General features: G+C 42.8%; 15 protein-coding genes and 1 riboswitch. Of the genes, 8 read left to right on the forward strand and 7 right to left on the reverse strand.

The features are described from left to right. Positions 1–12: 12 nt before the first annotated feature. Both E0H88_RS02310 and E0H88_RS02315 read right to left on the reverse strand, forming a co-directional pair. Positions 13–420 (reverse strand): DUF1425 domain-containing protein, encoded by a 408-nt coding sequence (locus tag E0H88_RS02310; protein ID WP_228143249.1) that lies wholly within the window; start codon positions 418–420, stop codon positions 13–15. 15 nt (positions 421–435) lie between these two features. Further along, positions 436–1,791 (reverse strand): COG3014 family protein, encoded by a 1,356-nt coding sequence (locus tag E0H88_RS02315; RefSeq protein ID WP_131272965.1) that lies wholly within the window; start codon positions 1,789–1,791, stop codon positions 436–438. A 383-nt stretch (positions 1,792–2,174) separates the two neighbouring features. Here E0H88_RS02315 and E0H88_RS02320 point away from each other — a divergent pair, with 383 nt between their 5' ends. The 3 genes from E0H88_RS02320 to E0H88_RS02330 all read left to right on the forward strand — a co-directional run bounded on the left by E0H88_RS02320 (position 2,175) and on the right by E0H88_RS02330 (position 4,077). Beyond that, the gene (locus E0H88_RS02320; protein WP_131272966.1) at positions 2,175–2,729 is read left to right on the forward strand and encodes a YqgE/AlgH family protein; all 555 of its coding nucleotides are present in this window, start codon (positions 2,175–2,177) and stop codon (positions 2,727–2,729) included. After that, complete coding sequence (gene ruvX, locus E0H88_RS02325; RefSeq protein WP_092819185.1) at positions 2,722–3,165, forward strand: Holliday junction resolvase RuvX; 444 nt, start codon at positions 2,722–2,724, stop codon at positions 3,163–3,165. The genes E0H88_RS02320 and ruvX overlap by 8 nt, the downstream gene beginning before the upstream one ends. Before the next feature lie 135 nt (positions 3,166–3,300). Then, positions 3,301–4,077 carry an IclR family transcriptional regulator gene (locus tag E0H88_RS02330; protein ID WP_131272967.1) on the forward strand — a complete coding sequence of 259 codons (777 nt, stop codon included), beginning with the start codon at positions 3,301–3,303 and terminating at the stop codon, positions 4,075–4,077. Between the two features lie 183 nt (positions 4,078–4,260). Here E0H88_RS02330 and E0H88_RS02335 read toward each other — a convergent pair whose 3' ends face one another. Continuing rightward, positions 4,261–4,893 (reverse strand): alpha-ketoglutarate-dependent dioxygenase AlkB family protein, encoded by a 633-nt coding sequence (locus E0H88_RS02335; RefSeq protein ID WP_131273010.1) that lies wholly within the window; start codon positions 4,891–4,893, stop codon positions 4,261–4,263. Positions 4,894–5,040: 147 nt separating this feature from the next. Between E0H88_RS02335 and E0H88_RS02340 the strand changes: the two genes are divergently transcribed. Further along, the gene (locus E0H88_RS02340) at positions 5,041–6,843 is read left to right on the forward strand and encodes an ABC transporter ATP-binding protein (protein WP_131272968.1); all 1,803 of its coding nucleotides are present in this window, start codon (positions 5,041–5,043) and stop codon (positions 6,841–6,843) included. 129 nt (positions 6,844–6,972) lie between these two features. Here the strand turns inward: E0H88_RS02340 and E0H88_RS02345 are convergent, their stop codons facing one another. The 4 genes from E0H88_RS02345 to abuO all read right to left on the reverse strand — a co-directional run bounded on the left by E0H88_RS02345 (position 6,973) and on the right by abuO (position 11,815). Further along, positions 6,973–7,929: a hypothetical protein gene (locus E0H88_RS02345; protein ID WP_171458656.1), complete on the reverse strand. Its 957-nt coding sequence runs from the start codon at positions 7,927–7,929 to the stop codon at positions 6,973–6,975. Next, complete coding sequence (locus tag E0H88_RS02350) at positions 7,926–9,263, reverse strand: glycosyltransferase family 2 protein (protein WP_165493263.1); 1,338 nt, start codon at positions 9,261–9,263, stop codon at positions 7,926–7,928. Before E0H88_RS02350 ends, E0H88_RS02345 begins: the two co-directional genes overlap by 4 nt. 388 nt (positions 9,264–9,651) lie before the next feature. Continuing rightward, positions 9,652–10,368: a phosphate signaling complex protein PhoU gene (gene phoU / locus E0H88_RS02355; RefSeq protein ID WP_092819188.1), complete on the reverse strand. Its 717-nt coding sequence runs from the start codon at positions 10,366–10,368 to the stop codon at positions 9,652–9,654. Between the two features lie 94 nt (positions 10,369–10,462). Continuing rightward, positions 10,463–11,815 carry a multidrug efflux outer membrane protein AbuO gene (abuO, locus tag E0H88_RS02360; RefSeq protein WP_131272970.1) on the reverse strand — a complete coding sequence of 451 codons (1,353 nt, stop codon included), beginning with the start codon at positions 11,813–11,815 and terminating at the stop codon, positions 10,463–10,465. A gap of 271 nt (positions 11,816–12,086) precedes the next feature. On the opposite strand from abuO, the gene E0H88_RS02365 reads away from it, so the two are divergent. The 4 genes from E0H88_RS02365 to cpdA all read left to right on the forward strand — a co-directional run bounded on the left by E0H88_RS02365 (position 12,087) and on the right by cpdA (position 16,899). Beyond that, a complete protein-coding gene (locus E0H88_RS02365; RefSeq protein WP_213074924.1) occupies positions 12,087–13,154 on the forward strand; it encodes a hypothetical protein in 1,068 nt (355 codons plus the stop codon). A gap of 88 nt (positions 13,155–13,242) precedes the next feature. Then, a riboswitch (TPP riboswitch) is annotated at positions 13,243–13,375 on the forward strand. A 110-nt stretch (positions 13,376–13,485) separates the two neighbouring features. After that, positions 13,486–15,381, forward strand: coding sequence for a phosphomethylpyrimidine synthase ThiC (thiC, locus tag E0H88_RS02370; RefSeq protein ID WP_131272972.1), 1,896 nt, complete (start codon positions 13,486–13,488; stop codon positions 15,379–15,381). Between the two features lie 77 nt (positions 15,382–15,458). After that, positions 15,459–16,079: an NUDIX domain-containing protein gene (locus E0H88_RS02375; RefSeq protein ID WP_131272973.1), complete on the forward strand. Its 621-nt coding sequence runs from the start codon at positions 15,459–15,461 to the stop codon at positions 16,077–16,079. 10 nt (positions 16,080–16,089) lie between these two features. Continuing rightward, complete coding sequence (cpdA, locus tag E0H88_RS02380) at positions 16,090–16,899, forward strand: 3',5'-cyclic-AMP phosphodiesterase (protein ID WP_131272974.1); 810 nt, start codon at positions 16,090–16,092, stop codon at positions 16,897–16,899. The last annotated feature ends 30 nt before the right edge of the window (positions 16,900–16,929 follow it).

Genomic DNA, 16,929 nt, shown 5'->3' on the forward strand with positions numbered 1-16,929 from the left:
GAAAACTTATCCTTAATCTTTTCTCAGATAGACAACAACATCAACAGCAGATGGGTTAGGTGCAATGGATTGAACGGTCTTTATTTCGCGGCCTGTTAACTGAATAGGCTTCCAGCGTGAACCTTCTGGATTCACTTCAAAACCATTTGCATCTACCCAAACAATTTTGTATTCAAAATTACGGCTCACAAACCAGCGGTCCTTGATTGCAATCGAAGCTTTTTTCAAATCGCCAGCGTATCCCATACTGATCCGATCAACCGCAATTTGCGTGACCAGTTTTGGGTTATTGCTAACGGTTTTTACGCTATAGGTGCCATCGGCTGCAGTTTGGGTTGAGAGTGAGTTGGGTGCGGTACAACCAATAAGTGCAGCAGCCAAAAGGCTTGCCGCCCCCAGTTTTAAACATATTTTCATCATTACACTCTTTTAAAATTAACGAGTTACAGCACTTACACTGGCTGAAATTTTATTATTTATATCACTGACATAAACAAAAACGGTTTGGTTTGGATTTGCTTCAACATTAAGTGTTGTGCTAGAGGATTGTGGTCCGATAATTTGCAGATTATGTTTTCCTGGACTCACCTCAAAACGTGCCACCTGTGTATTACTTGGTAGCGTCGACCATGCTCTTAAATCGGCACGTTCAGTGGCAACATTCATTAAGTTTCCAGCCAGCTGCCCTAAAGATCCCAATTGCTGGCCCAATTGTTGTTGCATCACGTATTTTGTCGTTGCCCGTACAATCTGGCTGGTAACGGTACTGATGGTTTGTTCTTTCAGGTTTTTTATTGCCAATGCACCAATATCACTAACCAGAGCACTTTGCTGTACTTGGCGATCACCCAGCTTAATTTTTAAGCTTTGCGGTGGCATATAAGTACTCGGTTCATAGGTAGCAAATGCAATATTAACCAGCCCATTTGGCATGGGAAAAGCAAGTTTATTTTCAATCTTTTTCGGTACCGTGCCCTGTTCAATAAACACAATGACAGGTACTGATTTCTGATTGTTACTTGCTACTGTATCAACCCGGGTCACATCTTTGGCAACATTTGAATCACCATGTAATTCATAAGCTTTTTTAAAGTCCACCAAAGCATTGTTATAGTCGCCTGTGGCTTCCCACAAATTAGCTGCCATGTAAAAAGCATAACCATTTTGATAGGTATTTTTAATTCGACCTGCAATCGGATCCAAACCAGCAAAAGCTTCATCTAAAGTTGAATAATCAATTTGTTTATCTGTCTTCTGCTTATCTTTTTTCTTAGCAAACTCTTTCTCGTGCGCCAGTTCAATTTCACGCTGAATTTGTTGTGCAACACGCATTTCTACCCCTGCAGCTTCAGCATTATTCAGCAGAATATAATTTTTTGCCTGAGAAATATGCGCTAAAACCTGTTCATAAGGAGGAACCAAATAAGGTACAACGGACTCATTACTCACCATCGAAAGGGCTTTGAACCCCATCCGGGTTACACTCACTTTACTTCTGTTGTTCTGCTGATCGATCAGCTCAAATGCCTTTTTATAAATATCCAGACTTTCTTGATATTGTTGATTGACCTGTAAAATTCTTGCTTGCTCTAAATAATATAAAACCGCATCTTTAGAATTTTTCTTGCTGTCAAACTTCGCTGCTACAGATGAACTGAGTTCTGCATTTAAAGAACTTCTAAAAAGTGATCCCTCTTCTTCATAAGTTCCAAATACCGCTGCATGTGTTTGTACAGCAAACAATGAAGTAAAGCATAAAGTGAGAACTTTCTTGTTTATTTGAACCGACATAATAATATTCAACTTACTTTTTATTACATACATCATACAAATCAAAACAATATGGATCAAATCAATATTTTTCTATAAAACATATAATTATTTGGATAAATTAAGATATTTTAAATATTGGTCATAAAAATTGTAAAAAATAAATAATAAATCAATATTTTATTAAGTTCTGTTAAATCAAAATAGTTATTTTAATGTGACTTTAATCTCAAAATAAAATCTTAAGCGTGAGAAAAACATAAATTTATATATTCAGCCTATAATTCCTTATAGAAATTTGTAAGGTCAATGTTATAGTCAAGAAAGCTCTAGATAGATTGACAGCTACACCAAATTTCAAACTATTTTTTTCAAATGATAGACTAAAACCCGGAGATGCTTAGATGACTAAACAATATCTGACACATCGCTGTCTCATTGCACCTCCTGATTTAGCCGATGATTTTTTTGCCAATACGGTAATTTATTTGGCACGCCATGATGAAGAGGGTGCACAAGGCATTATCATTAACCGCCCATCCGGTCTTTCAATCAAGGAATTGTTGAATGACCTGGAAATTGAAGCGGACAATGTCAATCCTCATGCAGTCTTGCAAGGTGGGCCTTTGCGTCCTGAAGCCGGATTTGTACTGCATACCGGTCAACCGACCTGGCATTCATCCATTGCTGTGGGTGAAAATGTCTGTATCACCACGTCTAAAGATATCCTCGATGCCATCGCGCATAATGAAGGCGTTGGACGCTACCAAATTGCTTTGGGTTATGCCAGCTGGGGCAAAAACCAGCTGGAACAGGAAATTGCACATGGTGACTGGCTGATCTGTGATGCTGATATGGATTTGATTTTTAACTTACCTTATGACGACCGCTGGGATGCTGCCTATAAAAAAATGGGCCTGGACCGCACCTGGCTGTCATCAGAGATTGGACATGCCTGACTTATCACAACCACACATGATTATGGCATTTGATTTCGGTACCCAGAAAATGGGCATGGCGGTGGGTCAATCCTTGATTGAGAGTGCCAATCCGCTTGCCCTGTTTCCGATGAAAGATGGCATTCCAAACTGGGATGCCTTACTGAAAATTATCAAGCAGTATCAACCGACTCTATTTTTAGTCGGTTTACCGCTGAATATGGATGATACTGAATCTGAACTTTCCGCGCGTTCGCGCAAATTTGCCCGACGCTTACGCCATCAAACCAATATTGAAACCTTGATGGTGGATGAGCGCCTGACCACCCGTGAAGCACGTGATGAACTGGACCAATACCAGTCTCAAGGTCGTGGCAAGAAACTGGCGGCAGACAGCATTGCAGCTGCACTGTTTATAGAAAGCTGGTATCGCAATCCGGTAGGTTTAACCCCTTAAAGATAAAAAAAGCATCTTTCAGGATAGTTAACAAATACCGCATTGCCGCAACAAAAGCCCTGCTCTGCCTGATTTTTTGTTATAAAGTAAGACTTATTCGTTTCTCTTTTATATGCTTTGACCAAGCAGGTACTTATGGCACTTTCTAGTTTTGGTAAGATTCTTACCGTTTTGGATCTCTTTTCAGTGTCTCGCCCGATCATTAATGTCGATATCATTAGTGAAGAATTAGGACTCTCCAAACCTACAAGTTACCGTTATTTAAAAGAATTGGTTTCGGCAGAATTATTACAACGCCTGAGTGGAACTTCAGGTGACTATACGCTCGGTTCTAAAATTGCCGTACTGGATTACATTTCCCGTACCACGGATCCTTTGGTACAGATCAGCATTCCATTTATGCAGCAAATTGTGGAACGTACCGAATTCGGCTGTCTGCTCACGCATTTAAATTACGATTCATGTATCGATATTCATCACGAACTGTATAAAGACCTGACCACGCTTATTTATGGTCGCGGTTGTCCTCGCCCGATCTATAAAGGCTCTTCTGCCAAGGTGATTCTGGCTCATTTACCCAAACAGCGTATTTTGGATTATTACCAGCGTTTTGCGACGGAACTGTCTGAAGTTGGCTTTGCACAGAGCGAAGAAGAATTCCTGCTGCAAATGAAACAGATTAAAAAACAGGGCTATTATTTCTCGAGTGGAGAGGTCGATCCAAACCTGGCCAGTCTTTCTATTCCAGTGAAATTTTCCAGCAAGGAACCGCCTTTGGCCTTGACCCTGTTAGGCTCCAGAAACCGCTTTGAATTTACCAACTTCCAGAAGTTGATCGAAATATTGCGCGACAATGCCGATTTAATTGAAAAGAAATTTACGACCTTGACCCATCAGGAAGATACATTTTAATTTGAGGAACAGTAATATATTTTAATCTAAAAATGTTGAATTAAACATTATATTCTCATAATATGATTATTGTTCTTCAGCATCCCTTTGTTCCATGATAACGTGATGCGATTTTAAAACCTCTCCTCAAGTTAAAAAAGCTCATCACAAGATGGGCTTTTTTATGCGCTTATTTCCAATACCCTACTGCTTCTGATGCGGATAAAAATAACGGAAAGTCAGGTTTATCCGTGGCTCAATAATTTTCACCGATTTCCTTAAAGTATGCTTCCAGTACTGCTGGGTCTTGCCACGCATCACAATCAATTGTCCATGCTGTAACAGCAGATCGACTTTGTCTGGCTTTTGCTTGTGCTTAAAACTGAATTTTCGGGTAGCCCCGAAACTTAAGGAGGCAATTACGGTTTCCCGATCTGCCTCAGAATATAATGCCGGCTCGTCATCGCTATGCCAGCCCACAGCTTGACTACCATTTTCATATAGATTGGCAAGGCAGGAATTAAAAGAATGGCCGACCAACTTTTCAATGTGTTGCTTTAAACGAAATAATCCGGGAGTCCAGACATGGGCCTGCTTGAAGGTGCCTGAATAATGATATTGGTAATTTTCATCGCCATACCAGGCCACTTTACGTGCCGTTTTATAATGTTGCCCATACAGCACCACTTCATCATGCTGCCAGGCCAGATAAGTTAAAAAATACTGTAAATATTGCTCGCTCTGCTCAGCCGTCAAAATCAGGCCAAAGTCTTCTACCACCCCATCACAAGGTAACAGATTGGCTCGCGCTTCTGGCTCAAACAATTCAAAGTTCATCGGCAAAAATGCATCGTCTAAAATAAATGTAAAATTCACTTTATTCTAGCGGATGATTTCTGTTCACAATTCAAAACATTGTATGCGCTTGTGACAGGGAAAGATCGGGCTTAGACTCAAATCAAAATTGAAAATAAAAAATTGCATATGAATATATGGCACTTATTTCAAAAACTTCGTCCTTTTGTCCAGCCTTATCGCTTACTGGTCGTCGCCACCCTAATTTTAACCCTGATTGGCTCCCTCACGGCTCAGGTCAATGCACTTACTTTACGCTATGCAGTCGACAGCATTAACCGGCTGATTGAATCCGGTTTGGGACTGGCTGAGGGCTGGCATATTCTGCTCACCATCTCTGCCATTTTATTGGCTAAGGAAGTCATCAATGCCTTGGTGCAGTTTGGACAAAAATTTTATGGCGAAAAGCTGCGTATTTTTGTTTCACAGGACTTGGCTCAAGGCATTATTGAAAAATTCCTGACTTACCGGCTGGCTTTTTTTAATGCAGACAATAACCAGGCCGGTAAATTGCAAACCCGGATTGACCGCGGGATTGGCTCCCTTACCCGGCTGGTTCAGATCTTTTTTATTGATATTTTACCGTTATTTAGCAGCGCAATTGTGGCATTAGGCCTGATGTTTTATGCCAATGCCTATGTCGGTCTGGTTGCGCTGTGTATTGTGCCGATTTACTTCTGGCTGACCTATAAACAGGCACAAAAACTCGGCGGGTGGCGGCGTAATTTACGCGATGGGCGCGAGAGAAAGAGCCAGGGAATCTTAAGTATTATTAACTCGATTACTGTGATCAAATCCTTTAACCGCGAGTCCATCGAGTCAGACAAACAGCTTAAATTACAAAAAGAACTGACCCAGAATCAGATGCAGACCCGGCAAACCAGTTTTTTGTTTGATGGCTTAAAGACCTTTATTGAACAGATTGGCATCGTGCTGATTATTATCCTGACCGCTTATTTTGTGCTGGATGGGCAAATGAGTATCGGCATGATCATGTATCACGTGCTGTTATTCAACAATGTTTCTGCCCCGATTCGCTCGTTGCATCGCATTTATGATGAAGTGAATGATGCCATGATTTACTCGGAAAGCTTTTTCAGGATTCTGGAAGCCGATCATGAAATTGAGCCAAGCGGCACTCTAAAGCCCGCCATTCATGGACTATTTGAACTGAAAAATGTCGAGTTTTATTACCCCAATGGTCACCATGCTTTAAAAAATATCAACATGCTGATTCAGCCGAATAAAATCACCGCCTTGGTGGGATTGTCCGGCGCAGGAAAATCTACGCTGATCAGTTTACTGGATAAATTTTACCAGCCAGCTTCTGGACAGATCAAACTGGATGGTATCCATCTGGAACAGATCGATACCCAATATCTGCGCGATCACATTGGTTTGGTGCTACAAAAAAACCATATTTTTCAGGGAAGTATTTTTGAAAATATCCGTTATGGCAAGACCGATGCAAGTCTGGAACAAGTGATGGATGCTGCCAAAAAAGCGTCTATCCATGAACAGATTTTACAGCTTCCGCAAGGCTATGATGCAGATGCCTTGCAGCTTTCCGGTGGACAGCAGCAGCGCATTGCGCTTGCCCGCATGTTCCTGAAAAATCCGCCGATTATTTTTCTGGATGAACCCACGGCCAGTCTGGATGCGATTGCCTCGGAGCAAATCAAGCACAGTCTGGACCAAATCAAGCAAGGCCGTACCGTCATTATTATTTCGCATAGTTTATCGCAGATTATTGATGCCGATTACACCTATGTGATGAAAGAAGGTCATATTGCCGAGCACGGCGAACATGAGGCGCTCTACCATCAGGACGGGGTGTATAAGCAAATTTTTGATGCGATGGCCAAAAGCCTGAATATTGAAAAGATTGCCAAGACCTTTGAAGAAGATGCCGAGGAAGAAACCCATAGCTAAATACCTAGGACGAAAAGCCTTTTCATCTCCAGTATGATCCCTATGGAAAGGTCTTCTCCAAAAATAACTTTCCGCTAGTCAAAACAAGGGAAGCTGGTAAATCGATGACATTCATATCCTGGGCCTGGATTAAAAACGCATAATCCATTCCCCTTTGATATAGCGATAATTGTAATCTGGACCGTTGAAAGAAGCACTGCGGTTGTAACCGGCATTCATACGAAGAAACTGTGACCCGTGAACAGGGCTTTGCAGGTTCAGTTCAAATAACCGGGTAGATTGGCTTGATTCCTGATTGATTTTTTCACGCCCAAAGCCTGCCGTTAAACCTGCTGACCATCCGGCAAAACGCTGACGCCAACCGAGGGCCAGCATTGATTCTTCATAATCCTGAGGGTTGAAATATTGCCTGCCCACATCTTCTTCAGTACTCCGGTAGGTGCGATATCGCGCCTGAAGCGTCAGTCCCAAGTCCAGTGAAGGCTGATAGATCAATCGAAGACGGCCATGATCACGGCGGTTATCATCTGAGAAGAATTGTGTCCCTGCAACACCAACCAGGGTGACATGCTCACCGATTCCCTGATCCAGTGCAGCACCCACAAAGGTAAAATTCGTTCCAGCATCGAGAGCGGCTTGGGTTTCAACCCAGTCACGATTGGCAAAAAGCTCTAATGCCGTCTTTTCTGCAAGCGCTGTACGGTAACTGCCATCAAAGGTAAACAAGGTATGATCCCCTTGGTCAAATACCCCTGCTTCCACTGCCCAGCCATTCGCTGTAGCGGATTCAATGTGACGTCCAATAAATGAAATTTTCTGGCCATCTCGCTGCCATTCATCCGCCCTATACTGATAAGCACTTCCCCGGACACCTAAATAATGGTCAGCATCTTCATATCGAGGCAAAAATTCAGCTGATAATTTACGGGTCTGGAAGCCCTCGCTATCATCACTGAAAAAGAATTCCGTTCCGGCCGCACGTTGACTTGGGGCCTGCTCTTGCTCTGATTCACTTGCCAGGCTGGGTGTCGTGATGCTGATAAGCAAAGGAACAAGCATATAGATGTTAATTTTTGTGTTTTTCATTTTGTTCCCCATGTTTTTCGTGTTCTTAATAATTCATCCAGATACCCTAAAATACTGGCAGGCTGTAGCAAGAAACTGTACATGAGTACATACAGCAAAAAGCCACTGAAGTTTTTCCGTACCTTGAGTTCGAGATCCTCAAACATTCTGCGTTCAATCGAGTAATTTAATAAGCCGAGCAAAAATGCCATAGGTAACAATGCCAGGGTCATAATACCCACAATCCAGTAATGTCCAAAACAGGCCAGAATGATTCCGGGTATGAAGCCAAAGGTAAAAGCAATATCTAACCAGGGGAAAACCAGGTTCCAGTAAATAAAAAACGTGGATAATCTCGGCTTGATTAAAATCGTGGGATGTTTGATAAAGGCTTCAATCATGCCACGTGCCCAACGCTGACGCTGTTTAATAAACACTTTAAGTGTTGTGGGCGCATTGGTAAACAGACAGGCATCCTCACAATGCCCCACACGATAGCCGGCCTTCAACAAGGCCCAGGTAAGTACAATATCTTCACCGACGCATTCAGGCCATCCCCCCACCTCAATCAAGGCATTACGGTCATAAATAGAGAAAGCCCCTTGAGCCACCAAGGTCCCCTGATACAGGGACTGCATACGCTTGGTCGCTGCAATCCCCAAAAAATAGTCCCATTCCTGAGTTTTGGTCAGCAAATTCTCACGCGAGTTGCGCACCAGAATCTTGCCCGCGACCGCACGTGTGTTGGGTGGATCTGCCTTATAACGTTCGACAATATTGATTAATGCGACACGATGTAAATAAGAATCGGCATCGACGGTAATCACCAAGTCATGTTCCGCGAGTTTCAGACCTTCATTTAATGCATGCGCCTTACCTGCATTTTTCTTTAAATCAAGTAAAGTCAGCCAGGGATATTTTTGCTGGGCCTTTCGGACAATGGCTGCAGTTTCATCCTGAGAACCGTCATTAATCACAATGACTTGCAGGGGACCCGGGTATTTTTGGAGACCAATACTCACTAAAGTATCTTGTATTGAGGCGGCTTCATTATAAGCGGCGACCAGCATGGTAATCCCCGGATAAGTAGACAATGGCTGTCTTTTGGGTCTTCGATCCATCATCAAGCTTAAAGCCGCAAATGCATTCATGAATCCCGGAATAATGGCAATGCCATAAATCAGGAAAACAGCTGCAAAATGGCCTATATGTCGGCTGAGATCATACATCCAGTTCTGGGCAATCCATATGGAAAAGACTGTCCAAAAACAGGCACCGATGAGAGCGACAATAAACTTTAACTGCACAGAAAAGTAAATTTGAGAAGCTTCTCTTTTACTTTCATCAATGATCATGAATATTCTCTAAATATTTCACCCAATAAAATTTGTGCAGAATTATTTTTAGTAAAGTCCGGAAGTGTTACAACAGATCATGACTTTAGGTGCCTATAGGGAGTTTTAGATACCTATGAAATCATTATTTCGCCAAGAGCAAATTTTGCTTTCTATTAAAAACAACCTGCATTTTGTATAATAATATATCACTTTGTATATTTTTTGATAAATAAGTCACACTTTTTTAAGATAATTTGTATTGCCTATTTCAAGTTATTGTTTTCTATACACTCTATTAATAAAGATTTTTAAGCTAGGGAGTTATTAAGCCCCCCCTGCTGATAAAGAAATTTTTGAAACAAAAAAGCCTGCAAATTGCAGGCTTTTTATTTAATTATTCTAGTAATTAACGCTGAACTTTTTGTTCAATCTCTTCTACGCTGGTATGGCGTACATCTAAACCCTTGACCATATAAATGACCTGTTCAGAAATATTGCGGGCATGGTCGCCAATCCGTTCCAGAGAACGCAGCACCCACATCACATTGATGACCCGGGAAATATGCCGCGGATCTTCAATCATATACGTCATTAAAGTACGGGTCGCAGACTGGTATTCACGGTCAATATCGGCATCGGCCAGCAGCACACGCAAAGCCTGATCGACATCCAGACGGGCAAAGGCATCCAGGGCGTCATGAATCATCACCCGAACCTGATTGCCAATATGACGGGTTTCCATATAACCACGCGGTGAACTGCCCTCTTCACATAAATTTTGTGCAATACGGGCAATTTTTGCCGCTTCATCACCAATACGTTCCAGGTCAGTATTGGCCTTGGACATGGCAATGACCATACGCAAATCAATTGCAGCAGGATGACGGCGTGCCAGAATCAGGGTCAAGGCTTCATCAATCTCGGTTTCCATACGATTGACCACATTGTCCTGAAATTGCACCTCAATCGCTAAAGTGGCATCGGTATCCAACAAGGCATGAATACTGTTGGCCACTTGCTGTTCGACCAGGCCCCCCATGGTCATGAATTTGGTATTTACATCTTGCAAATCTTCATTAAATTGCGAAGAAATATGGTGATTTAACACCGGATTATTTGGCAAGGGACGTACTCCACAACAGCGATTTTAAAATGAATGATTGTGTTCAATATTAAAGCATATCAACTATGAAGTTTTTATGACAAAAACTGCAAGATTAGCCGGCCGGCTTGAACGACTTGTCAACCAGCCAGGCATTCATTTCTTCAAGGTCTTTTTCGGTCAATTTACCGACCGATGCTTTTAAACGCAGCACATTAATCAAATAATCATATTTTGCGTTTAAATAATCCTGTTTGGCAGAAAAAGCATTGCGTTGGGCCAGCAGCACATCGACCATGGTTTTTAAGCCTTCCTGATATTGTGCCTGAGAGGCCCGGGAAACCACTTCCGAGGAATCCATGGCAGCTTTTCGTGCCTGCAATTTGGCTTGATCGGTTTCTACCTGCATATAAGATTTTTTCACATCGGTATTGGCCTTGCGAATCGCAGCATCCAGTTGAGATTCGCTTTTTTTCACGTTCACCGCGGCTTTTTGAATGGATTTCTGTGTTCTGCCCCCGGTATAAACGTTCCAGTTCATCTCTACGCCAATCTGGTCAAACTTGCCATCGCTGGACACCACATTTTGCGGGGACTGCTTGATATAACCATACGTCCCTACCGCCTCAATTTGTGGATATAAGGCGGCTTTTTCTACCCGCTTCTGGTCTTCTGCATAATGCTGCTGTATGCGTGCCTGCTGAACAGAAAGATTCTGGCTGAGTGCCAGCGCTGTCCAGGCATCCAGATCTGCTGGATAAGGCTTCTGAAATTGAAAATCGTCCCGGAGTACGGCTAGACTTTCTTGATAGGGTCCGATTAACTGGGACAGTTGTTCCTGTGCCAAAACCAGTTGCACATGCGTGGCAATTCGGTTGGCCCGGGCACTTTCATATTGTGCATTGGCCTCACTGACATCGCTTTTTGCCACCAGGCCTTCTTTCAGTTTGGCATTCATGACATTCAGCTGTTCGAACAGAGCTTTTTCTTCCTGAAGATTGGCTACGGTTAAACTCTGCTGACGCAATACATTAAAATAACTTTCAGAAACATTTAAAATGTGTTCCTGGCGCTGCAATTGTAAAGTGATTTCACTCAGGCTGACGGACGTTTTGACCTGTTTTAAACCTTCCCAGGCATCCCAGCGGAAGATCGGCTGGCGTGCAGTAATGGCAATTTGTCGAGTATTGGACGATGAAGCCGCAAATGCATCGGAAGGAAAACCCGGAATAGTGCTGTCACTGGTCTGCTGGCTTTTACGCGCCACATTTCCAGAAATAGTCACCGTTGGCAGTAAATTCCCTTTGGCAATGCCCAAATTGAGTTGATCTGCTTCATACTGTAAAAGATTGGCTTGCCAATTGGGATCGCTGTTTTTTGCCCGCTGATAGGCTTCCACCAAATCTAAAGCATGACTCCATGAGCTGAACAACAACGCACATGCACCAATGACTATTTTAATATCCATTTTTTATCGTAAATCCCGACTCGCGACCATCCATAGACACGCATATTTATAATAAAGGCTATGCAATATTAAAATGATCTTCTCAATTTTCCGTATGATTTTTATTAATTTTTACAATATGTACCCGCATTATCCATTAGTCTCCATAATTATTTTCCGATAATCACAGCGCGTAACCAAAACCCTTCATAATACTACACAGACAAAGACTTTTTCAGTTATAAAATATCCATCTCCCCTATAAATCATTGCCGCATGTACCCGATATAGAATGACTGTGCCTTTAAAAACAAAATTTTCTGTTAAGCAATGCTTTCCCTTTTTTATTTTTATGCTTCTGCTCGGGTGTCAAAAACCCGAGCCTCAACCTATCCCGGAACAGGTACAAAAACAATCACAACAAGATGAAACGGTAGATTTATCGCTATTATGTAAAAACCTTGAAAAAAATATGCTGGCTATTAATTCTGAACGTACCACTTTTGCCTTGGAACAGATCAATCAGGATTTAAAATTATGCTTGCCGCTGTCTACATTTGCAGAACAACAGCATTTATTAAAACTCTCCAATCAAATGTATAACAACTTTCTCCGCGTGGACAGAACGGCGCCGCAACAAGTTGCTTTCGAAGCCTATGCTTTTGATTTGTCCCAGCACCCCACCATTCAACAGAATCATTTTGAACAGCTCAATTTACGTGATCAATATTTATTGAAACATAAAGGGCAGGCATATATAGAGATGTATGATACGGGTAAAGACCGGGTCAATTATCGCCGCAGTCCTGAATATTTAGCCAGAATTTTTGCGCCTTATATGCCGCCAGCCGAACAGGTCTTTATCGAAAATTTGGCTAGCCAAAATATGCTACCGGTATTTTCAGATCAAATCCTAATTATTGAACCGCACGAAATTGTGTCCCGAGCTTTATTTTGGGAAGATTATTTAAATCAATATCCAAAGAGCAGCTATCGCAAAGATGCTGAGTATCTTTTACAGATGTATACCCTGTTTTTATTTAAAGGCATGAGTGATTCACCTGTCTCGGATACTTATCTGGATCAATATGCCATCCAAAGTAGTTCGCTGGATGAAATTGAAAAATTAGCCCAGGTCAAAAATTCACATTTAGCCGTTCAAGCGAACAAGTTTCTGCAATTTCTGCAATTATCTGAACAGCAGCGTTTAAAAGAAATTCCAGTCCAGCTCAGCCCTAAAGAACAACAGTCGATGTCTGAAAAGCAGCTTGCACTCAAACAGTTAGATGAATATTTAGGTCTACAAAATCTAAGCCTTTCCAACCCGCGCGACTGTTTTAGTGATGCGGTTTGTCTTTAAGCCTGGGTCGCTCTCCCTGTTCAATACCCCAGGCAAAAGCGATATTTTATGTGAATGTTTTTTTGTGGTTCGGCATGTTAAGATGACGCATAGCTTGACGGAGCGCGAGTAATAACTTGCTGAGATCACCTAAATTCTATATGCAGCTATGGCATTTGATGGTGAGTACCGTTGAACCTGATCAGGTTAAGACCTGCGTAGGAATCAAGCCATCAAAAAACCTAAGCCTTCAATTTATCCATGCTGATTTTTACAATCAATCTATCCGGATAAAACAGCCACGTTTTTGGTCGTGCTTGATTCGTTGATGTCATTCACAAGGATCATTACCATGGACCAATTAACGAATCGCTCTGCAACAGATATTTCCGCTCAACATGAGCAAGATGCCAAAGATCTCACCCGAATTTTACCCGCTTCCAGAAAAGTCTACATTCAAGGTTCACGTAGCGACATTCAGGTTCCCATGCGTGAAATTTCCCTGACCGAGACCCCAACCGGTCTGGGTGGCGAACACAATCCGGCCATTATGGTCTATGACACGTCAGGCGTTTATACCGACCCGAACGTGGCCATTAACCTGAATAAAGGTTTGCCCAATGTGCGTGAAACATGGATTGAGGAACGCCAGGATACGGAACGATTAGCGACCCTGAGTTCTGTTTTTGGACAGGAACGCCTGAAGGATATTCGCACGGCAGACATCCGTTTCGCCCATATTCAAAAGCCGCGCCGTGCCAAAGCGGGCAAAAATGTGACCCAGATGCACTATGCACGTCAGGGTATCATTACCCCGGAAATGGAATATATCGCCATTCGTGAAAACCAGCGCCAGCAGGAAGGTGTCGATGCACGCCAGCATGCCGGTCAAAACTTCGGCGCGAAAAACCTGACTGAAATTACCCCCGAATTTGTGCGTCAGGAAGTGGCGGAAGGTCGCGCCATTATTCCGGCCAATATTAACCATCCTGAAATTGAGCCGATGATTATCGGGCGTAATTTTCTGGTGAAAATCAATGCCAATATCGGCAACTCCGCGCTCGGTTCCAGCATTGATGAAGAAGTGGCGAAAATGACCTGGGCCACCCGCTGGGGCGCAGACACCATTATGGATTTGTCGACTGGCAAGAACATTCATGAAACCCGTGAATGGATTATTCGCAACTCTCCTGTTCCGATTGGTACTGTGCCAATCTATCAAGCTTTGGAAAAAGTCGATGGTGTGGCCGAAGACCTGACTTGGGAAATCTTTAAAGACACCCTGATTGAACAGGCGGAACAAGGCGTGGATTATTTCACCATTCATGCCGGCGTGCTTTTAAGATATGTACCGCTGACTGCCAACCGCTTAACCGGAATTGTTTCACGTGGCGGTTCTATTATGGCGCAGTGGTGTCTGGCGCATCATCAGGAAAATTTCCTGTATACCCATTTCGATGAAATCTGCGAAATTATGAAAGCCTATGATGTGTCGTTCAGTCTGGGCGACGGTTTACGTCCTGGCTGTATTCAGGATGCCAATGACGAAGCACAGTTTAGCGAACTGCGCACTTTAGGCGAGCTGACCCACCGTGCCTGGGAGCATGATGTACAGGTGATGATTGAAGGTCCGGGGCATGTACCGATGCACATGATCAAGGAAAATATGGATCTGCAACTGGAAGTCTGCAAGGAAGCGCCTTTCTATACTCTGGGCCCTTTAACCACCGATATTGCTCCGGGCTATGACCATATTACTTCAGCGATTGGTGCTGCCATGATTGGCTGGTACGGTACGGCCATGCTGTGTTATGTCACACCTAAAGAGCATTTAGGCCTGCCGAACAAGAAAGATGTCAAAGATGGCATCATCACCTATAAAATTGCCGCCCATGCCGCCGATCTGGCCAAGGGACATCCAGGTTCGCAGGTGCGTGATAATGCCCTATCCAAAGCGCGTTTCGAATTCCGCTGGGAAGATCAGTTCAATTTGAGTCTGGACCCGGATACTGCACGTAGCATGCATGATGAAACCATGCCGAAGGAAGCGCACAAGTCTGCACATTTCTGTTCCATGTGTGGTCCTAAATTCTGTTCGATGAAAATCACTCAAAATGTGAGGGATTATGCGAAAAATCAAAGCAACGAGGGACAGCGCCAAGAACAGGATACAGAGATTGAAGCAGGTTTGAATGCCATGAAAACCAGCTACCATGAACATGGTCAAAAATTGTACCACAAGCTGTAATTCTTAAAAAAAAATCTTTTATTTTCATAAAATTCTCAGTTAGGATGAATGTATGCTTTTCATCCTGACTGAGCTATATGAACATTATTAAACAAGCGACATATAACCGCGACCAAGTCAAAATTCAGTCCCGTGAATATCTTTTTCGTGGCTTCATTCAGGTTGAAAAAGTCAATCTCTGCCATCGTTTATTTAACCAGAGCGAATTCACTCCGGTCATGCAGCGTGAACTGATTCACCGCCCTGAAGCGGCAGGTGTACTGATTTATGATGATGCCCAGCAGAAATTTGCCCTGATTGAACAATTCCGTGTCGGTGCAATGGATGATCCAGAATCTCCCTGGCAACTGGAAGTGATTGCCGGTGTACTCGATGGAGATGAATCGCCGGAAAGCTGTATACGTCGTGAGAGCCTGGAAGAATCAGGCTGTGAGATTGATCAGTTGCAGCTTTTATTCAGCTTTTATCCTTCGGCTGGGGCCTGTGCCGAATTGTTCCATTTATACAGTGCTGAAGCGCATCTTCCTGAACACGGTGGCATATTCGGCATGCCGGATGAAGGAGAAAACATTCAGCTGCATATCATTGATTATAGTGAAATAGCCACCTTACTGTGTAATGGTCGCTTAAAGAATGCACCGGTCATAATGGCCTTGCAATGGCTGCAACAACATATTAAAACAACAAGGAATGTCTAAGGAGTCGGACATGACTTTATACCAGCACAACGAAGATCAGCAAGACTGGACCATTATTCAAATTTCAGACACACATTTGATGAATCAGGAAGATTTAGAATTTGTGCACATGAATCCAGAACACAGCTTTCAATCGGTTATGCAGCAAATTCGACAGCAATATCCAAATACCGATGCCATTATCAATACGGGTGACCTGGCTCAAGTCCCGGTTGCAGAAACCTATAGCCGTTATCTGTCTTTCATGCAGCGGCTAGGAATCCCGTTTTATCAAATTCCGGGCAATCATGACAATATTGATCTCTTCCCTTTTTACCAAAATAAGGACGAGGTGCAGGCCATTCATTTTGGCAGATGGAGCTTTGTGCTGTTAAACAGTGCTGTACCCGACAGAATAGACGGCTGGATTGAACAAGAGCAATTGCAACAACTGGATATACTTTTAGCAAAACTGCAACAGCAATCCGTGATCGTGGCATGCCATCATCATCCTTTTGCAATGCAATCCAAATGGATCGATCAGCATATGCTGAAAAACACTGAAAACCTGACCGACATTCTGGCCAAGCACAGCAATGTCAAGGCAGTTATTTTTGGTCACGTACATCAGGATTCCTGTCATGAATGGCAGCACATCCGGTTTTTTTCTACGCCATCCACCTGTGTTCAGTTCAAACCTTTCAGTGAAGATTTTGCCCTGGATAATGAAATGCCGGGTTTTCGTGTCCTGCATTTAAAAGCCAATGGTGAACTTGAAACCCAAATTCACCGAGTCCAAACAGCACGACAACAAATTAATGGTGAAATTTCAGGTTATTAACTTTTCATTTTGCTTTTTTTCTATTACTTT

It is taken from the genome of Acinetobacter sp. ANC 4216 (assembly GCF_004331195.1).
Lineage (GTDB): Bacteria > Pseudomonadota > Gammaproteobacteria > Pseudomonadales > Moraxellaceae > Acinetobacter > Acinetobacter kookii.